The 6,439-nt window shown below is 50.5% G+C and carries 8 protein-coding genes; 6 read left to right on the top strand and 2 right to left on the bottom strand.

Annotated elements, in window-relative coordinates; translation table 11 throughout:
* Positions 1–657 (top strand): ABC transporter permease subunit (locus OES20_03025; protein MDH3633655.1); only part of this gene is annotated, 657 nt, incomplete at its 5' end.
* Positions 650–1,387 (top strand): type 1 glutamine amidotransferase, encoded by a 738-nt coding sequence (locus OES20_03020; protein ID MDH3633654.1) that lies wholly within the window; start codon positions 650–652, stop codon positions 1,385–1,387. The genes OES20_03025 and OES20_03020, both read left to right, overlap by 8 nt.
* Before the next feature lie 347 nt (positions 1,388–1,734).
* On the opposite strand, the gene OES20_03015 is transcribed toward OES20_03020, so the two are convergent.
* Together OES20_03015 and OES20_03010 are read right to left on the bottom strand one after the other, a co-directional pair.
* Positions 1,735–2,184: a hypothetical protein gene (locus OES20_03015; GenBank protein MDH3633653.1), complete on the bottom strand. Its 450-nt coding sequence runs from the start codon at positions 2,182–2,184 to the stop codon at positions 1,735–1,737.
* 510 nt (positions 2,185–2,694) lie between these two features.
* On the bottom strand, positions 2,695–2,910 hold the full coding sequence (locus OES20_03010) for an SHOCT domain-containing protein (protein MDH3633652.1): 216 nt from the start codon (positions 2,908–2,910) through the stop codon (positions 2,695–2,697).
* 806 nt (positions 2,911–3,716) lie between these two features.
* Here OES20_03010 and OES20_03005 point away from each other — a divergent pair.
* The 4 genes from OES20_03005 to merR all read left to right on the top strand — a co-directional run bounded on the left by OES20_03005 (position 3,717) and on the right by merR (position 6,381).
* Complete coding sequence (locus OES20_03005) at positions 3,717–4,088, top strand: cytochrome c (GenBank protein ID MDH3633651.1); 372 nt, start codon at positions 3,717–3,719, stop codon at positions 4,086–4,088.
* Positions 4,089–4,099: 11 nt separating this feature from the next.
* Positions 4,100–5,203, top strand: coding sequence for a thioredoxin fold domain-containing protein (locus OES20_03000; GenBank protein MDH3633650.1), 1,104 nt, complete (start codon positions 4,100–4,102; stop codon positions 5,201–5,203).
* 89 nt (positions 5,204–5,292) lie between these two features.
* Positions 5,293–5,763, top strand: a complete 471-nt coding sequence (locus OES20_02995) for a copper-binding protein (protein ID MDH3633649.1) — start codon at positions 5,293–5,295, stop codon at positions 5,761–5,763.
* Positions 5,764–5,988: 225 nt separating this feature from the next.
* Positions 5,989–6,381, top strand: a complete 393-nt coding sequence (merR, locus tag OES20_02990) for an Hg(II)-responsive transcriptional regulator (protein MDH3633648.1) — start codon at positions 5,989–5,991, stop codon at positions 6,379–6,381.
* Positions 6,382–6,439 lie beyond the last annotated feature (58 nt).

Below are 6,439 nucleotides of genomic sequence, written 5' to 3'. Positions count from 1 at the left end.
GGTGGCTGGCGTCTCGGCCTGTTGACCGCGAGCATGACCACTTTCATTGCCGTGGTCGGATTGTGGGCCAAGGCCATGGTCACGCTTTACCTGTGCGGCCTGTCGGTCATCATCGCCTGCCTGATCGGCATCCCGATCGGCATTCTGGCGGCGCGTCACGAGCGCGTGCACCGCGTGGTCAGCGTTATCATCGATACCTTGCAGACCTTGCCCAGTTTCGTCTACCTGATGCCGGTGGTAATGCTGTTTCGGGTTGGCGACTTTGCCGCGATGCTGGCAGTGGTCGCTTACGCGATTACGCCGATCATCCGCTACACCGATCACGGTATCCGCCATATCGCCGGCGACCTGATCGAAGCCGCGCGGCAGGTCGGCATGACCCGCGGCCAGTTGTTGCGCAAAGTGCAGATCCCGATGGCGTTGCCGCACATCATGCTGGGTGTCAACCAGACCATCATGATGGCGTTGTCGATGCTGGTGATTACCGCGCTGGTCGGTACCCGGGAACTCGGCCAGGAGGTCTATATCGCGCTGACCAAGGCCGACACCGGGCGCGGCATTATCGCCGGCGTCTGCGTCGCTTTTATCGCGATCATGTCGGATCGCATGATCAACGCCTGGGCGACGCGGCGTAAACGCGAGTACGGACTTGAGTGATACCAGCGCGAAAACCGGGGCGCGAATCTTCTTTATCGAGATGATGGGAGTGCCCGGCAGCTACGATGCCTCGGTTTACGATCATTTCGATGACAGGGACCAGGAAGGATTGTGGTTCGTACAACGTTATGCGCATGTACCGGGCATCACCATCGAAACCTGTAACGTTTGCCTCGGCGCGCCGCTACCCGGCCCCGATGAGGCTGATGGGCTGGTGCTGGCTGGCAGTTACAATTCCGTTCATGATCATACTGCCTGGCAGCAGGCAGTGCGCGCCTGGCTGCCGGTGATGCGTGCGCACCGCGTTCCGATCCTCGGCATATGCGGATCGCATCAGCTGATTGCCCACCTCGAGGGCGCCCGCGTCACCCGATATGAGGACGGGCCGTTTGCGGGTACATTCCCGGTCGCGCTGACCGAGGCCGGCAAGGCTTCTCCGCTGATGCGGGATATCGCCGACCAGGACTGTTTCCACTACGCCAACAGCGAACATGTTGTCGATATCCCGCTCGGCAGCACGCTGCTCGCTCGCAGCAGCAAGGTGCCGGTTGCGGTGCTCGATTTTGGCGATCATTGTTACAGCACCCAGTTTCACCCCGAGGCCACTGAAGAAACTCTCGGCACGATCTGGCGCTACAAGGCGCCCGAATTGATGCAGTATTACCATGCCCACGACAAGGGCGACCGGCTGGTCGAGAATTTTCTGCAACTGGTGCGGGATCTGATTTAGGGGAATCGTGAATCGGCGTTACCGGAGAAATAGGTATACTGTCCCCGATATATTCACAATGGCAATGCTCATCAGGCCGATGATCAGTATTGGCCCCATTATGCCCATGTCCCGGATGTTAGCGACCAGCATATTCGGTTCGGTAAACAGGCGCAGATATTCCGAATCAGCCAAAGCAAGATAGATACCCGTCGAGACAATGAGCACGGCCACCGTGATCACTAATTTGAGTACAGGTGATTGCATCTTGGAAAAAGTTCGTTATCCACGTTTTATCCCATTTAGTGACGCAAGTGGCCCACGAGTTCGATTGTCAGGCCACTTGCGTTTTTTTAGGAGATAGTAATTTACTTTGACTTTTGCGCTTCCAGGATCTGCGCGAGCAAAGATTCGATTTTGGCCAGGTGCTGCTCCATTTTCTGCATGTGCTGCATGCGCATTTGCATCATTTGCGGATTCATCATCATATTACCCATGCCTTGACCCATCATCGGCATGCCGTAACCAGATCCTTGGCCGTATCCCATGTGCGGCATTTGGTGCATCATTTGCGGATGCATCGTCATGTTGCCCATGCCTTGACCCATCATCGGCATGCCATAACCCTGGCCATATCCCATATGCGGCATTTGTTTCATCATCTGTTGCATCGTCTCAGGATTCATCATCATGTTGCCGCCCTGCTTCATCATGGGCATGGTTGTGGATGGTTCGGCGTCGTCCTGGGAACTGGCCAGAGCGGTGGTCGACACTACTAATCCGATAATCAGAAGTTTCAGTGCTTTTGAATGTTTCATGTCTCATTCCTCGTTAAGTTATCTAATTGAAAAATGTAATGTAAAAACCTCTCTTGCTGACAATCGCTCAATCGAGGCGCGGCCTGTAAATTCCCAGGCAGAAAAATCCTAGATTTTTGGAGGATGTTCTGGGATTGCTGGGTAGCGTGTATAGATGGCGGTATCCTCGAATAGGACTGTGCGGCGCACTACCGCAGACGATACTGCTAGCTCACTTGAGAATTGTAACGGGGCGCAGTCATAGTGCACCGCACAAACTGAAGAATCATGGCAGTAATTGACAGGCTCCTTATCGATATCGCTGCTAAACATTGAAATGGTTGATTCTGTAAATGACAATGCACAATGATCTACCGAATTTACCGCGTCTTTACCTTGCGCCGAGGCAATTGGTATAAAACCCAAGATCAGGTTAAACACCACCACACATGAAATTAGTTTTTTATTTATGTGGCACATAATCGTTCTAAAGTAAATAATCGTTCAATACTACCGAAAATGTAAACCTGGTCATTGATTTAAATCATCGCGCATTTGCTTGAATTCATCGCGATCTATTTCTCCCCTGGCATAACGCTCCTTTAATATTTCCAGGGCCGATTTTTCCCGCTTTTGGGAATTACCAGCCTGACGTGCCGCGAAAACAACAAACCATACCAGTGCTATCAGAATTAATATCCAGAAAATCCACATCATGCCGCCGCCAAAGCCGTGCCATTCGTACATCAGGTTTCCTCGCATCGATAGATGCTTGCCACGGTTATATTCTCGTTGAATCCAGACACAGCAGGTTATCAATTAACCTACCTACCTCGGTTTCAGTTTTAAAAACGTCCATCGCATGAATTCAAAGAAAATTTTCGAAAGTAGTTTAAATCCTGTAGACACTACAGGCTCAAGTAGTGTTCCATGTGTTACTTGATCTACATCAACTAATCGCCTCGGCTGACCAGGAAAGAGGTTAAATTTGGTTGAACAGCAATTTTTTAAGGCAAACGGGTAGTGTGTTAAGTTGCCGGGTATCGGTTAAACAGGGAAAGGAAAGGGACAATCTGCCAAAAATTCCAGAACTATGCTAAGTTTGCTGTGTCTGATTTGGTAACAAAAAAATAATCGCACAGGGTTTTCAATTGTTAGTAATAGTCTGCAAGAAAAAATTGATCCATTGGCTGTTGATACTATCAATAGGGCTAATGCCCGCCTTGATTCTGGCTTCGAACGAAATACACCACATGGACTCCATGTCGACCAGCCCCTTCGATTGCGATCCGATGAAAAAGGGCGTTGATCTCTCTTGTGAAAATGAAAGCTGCTTGTCGACGATCCATGCTTGCGGTGCGAACTCCGGCACCGGGTTTATCCCGGTAAGCATCGCGAATGAATTTAATTCATTGTCCCAACTAACTATTCATCCTCCGGACAAAATCAATTACCGGTCCCGACTGGCTCATTCGATATACCGACCACCGATTGCCTGAATAAAGTCGGGTCACGCAGATTGCGTGTTTTGTTACTTTAATTCGGGAAATCAAATGAAACAACTTGTAAATTTAACTTGTCTGGCGGTCATTTCCATGTGGGCTCTACCCGGTTCCACCATCGCCGCGGAAACAATCGAAATTCCTTTTAGCCTGGCCAAGGGTCAAGTGCTGTACGAGAAGTATTGCAGCAGCTGTCACGGACTGCAGCTCGACGGCACGAACGAGGGGCCGCCCTTGGTCCATCCGTTTTACAAACCCTCGCACCATGGCGACAAATCGTTTTACCGTGCGGCCTTGCAAGGGACTAAGCAGCATCACTGGAATTTTGGCGATATGGCACCGGTCGAGGGTATGACGCGCAAGAAAATGGATAGCCTCGTGCCCTATGTCCGCTACTACCAGCAGCAGAAAAAACTTTACTAGCGGGTATGGCCATGAAAACACTCAAACTCTTAATTGCAGCATTCATGCTGATTGCCGGCCAGGTAACGGCCGCCGAGCAGGAACGCTGGTATAGCGAAGACCAGGTTACCCAGGGTGAGCAGCTGTTTCGTCAGAACTGCGCGTCTTGTCACGGTCAAAACGCCGAGGCCACGCCCAACTGGAAGAAAACCGACGCCAACGGCAACTATCCACCACCACCGTTGAACGGCACTGCACATGCCTGGCATCACGATTTGAACCTGTTGCGCCGCACGATTCGCGAGGGTGGAGCCAAGTTGGGAGGCCAGATGCCCGGATTCGAGGGCAAGCTCGATGCTGCGCAAATCGACAGCGTGATCGCTTTCTTCCAATCGAAATGGCCGGACGATATTTATCAACGATGGGCAGGTCGATTCGAATCCTCGGACCTGCCATCGCTAAACGACATTGTGGTGGCTGCCAAAAGACCTCTGACCAAATTGCTGCGACAGAGAATTGGCAATGCAAAAATCGACGATGTCGAGGAAACCTCGATCGAAGATGTCTGGCAGGTGCAAATCGGCAATCGCTATATTTATCTGCTCGACGATGGCAAGTATGCCTTGATGGGAGACCTGGTGAACCTGCAGAGTGGTCGAAATCTTACCGAGCAGTCACGCCGGGTCACCGCGGTCGAGACCATGGCAGCATTTAGCGATGAAGATCTGGTGATATTCGCCGCCAAGGGTGAAAGCAAGGCTACGCTGAATGTGTTTACCGACACCTCTTGTCCCTATTGTCAGAAGCTGCATAGCGAAATTGATAAATTACAGGAGGCCGGCATTACCGTAAGGTATTTGCCCTACCCCCGCGGTGGTAGCAGCGGACCTGGGTATCAACACCTCAAATCGGTCTGGTGTGCAGAGGACCGCAACCTGGCTATGACAGAGGCTAAAAACCAGCAGTTCGATGGTTTACCGGCCGGTGATTGCGTCGCAGCCGCGACGATCGACCGCGGTTATCGCGCTGGCAACGAGATTGGTATAAGTGGAACCCCGGCACTGCTCAAGAGCAACGGTGAAAAAATAGAGGGTTATCGACCCTATCAGGAGCTAATCCCGCAGTTATTACAATAACCGAATCGCGAGTAAATTCTTTAGGTATCGTTAACGAGACCTCGCAAGATTTATCAGATCAAAATTGGAGCGAATCAAAAATGAAAATTATGCCATTCACTTATGTGCTTCTTCTTTTCCCGGCCCTGGTACTCGCTGGTGGAATCCACGATCATAGCCATGGCCATGAAATCTATAGCGTCGGTGCGCCGGGTACTGGCGAACCAGATCGTCGGATAACGGTATCGATGCGCGATAGTATGCGTTTCGTATTTGAACCCCAGCTACGAACTTTGCAACACGGAGAAACGATCGAATTTATCGTACGCAACAACGGCGCGATACGACACGAGTTTTCCATTGGCAACGCTGAGGACCAGGTTAAGCATGCGGAGATGATGCGAAAGATGCCCGATATGAAACATGAAGATCCAAACACCTTATCCTTGGCGGGCGAAGAGACGGGTCGGCTCTCGTGGCGCTTCATGGGAGACGATATAGTCGTTTTTGCGTGTAACATTCCTGGTCATTTCGAAGCCGGCATGAAGCATGAGATTCCAATCACAATGGATGCTCAATAACAAGGCGGTCTATGATTTCCAGACAAATACGATGTTTCGTAGTAGTCGATCTCTGCAGCTGATTTAGGATACTTTAGGATCTATTTTCTCGTAACCAGATGCTAACGAAGCCATGGCAGACTTCGGTGAACGGCCGACAAGCGACGCTCGAGCTATAGGGAGCAGCGGTTAAGAAGTCAACATATGTTATCTTGAACATTCCATCGACTTTAGCATGCATTTGACATGGGTTTAACGATCGGAAGGCTGGCGAGTAAAGCTGAAATCAATGTTGAAACGATTCGCTACTATGAGCGGCGTGGTCTAATCAAGCAACCCACCAAACCCAAGGTCGGGTATCGTCAGTACGATAGTGAAATCCTTCAAAGGTTACTTTTCATAAAGCGAGCAAAATCCCTGGGATTTAGTCTCGATGAAATTGAAAGTCTACTTACTTTATCGGAGGGGCGGTGCGCGGATGTGCAATCACTTGCCGAACAAAAGCTAAATCGCGTCAAAGCCAAGGTGCAAGATTTAAAGCGCCTCGAGAATGTGCTTCAGGATTTGATCAGACAATGCAACAGCAATGTAGACCAGGCACATTGCCCAATAATCGAAACCCTGTTGAACGAAGAATAATCGGTCTATGCCAATTGACTCCGTACATAAGTACGGGGTTTACAGTAATGCCCTTGTC

Source organism: Gammaproteobacteria bacterium (assembly GCA_029862005.1).
Lineage (GTDB): Bacteria > Pseudomonadota > Gammaproteobacteria.
Note: the sequence above shows the minus strand (reverse complement) of the source record. Positions and strands in the feature narration are given on the sequence as shown.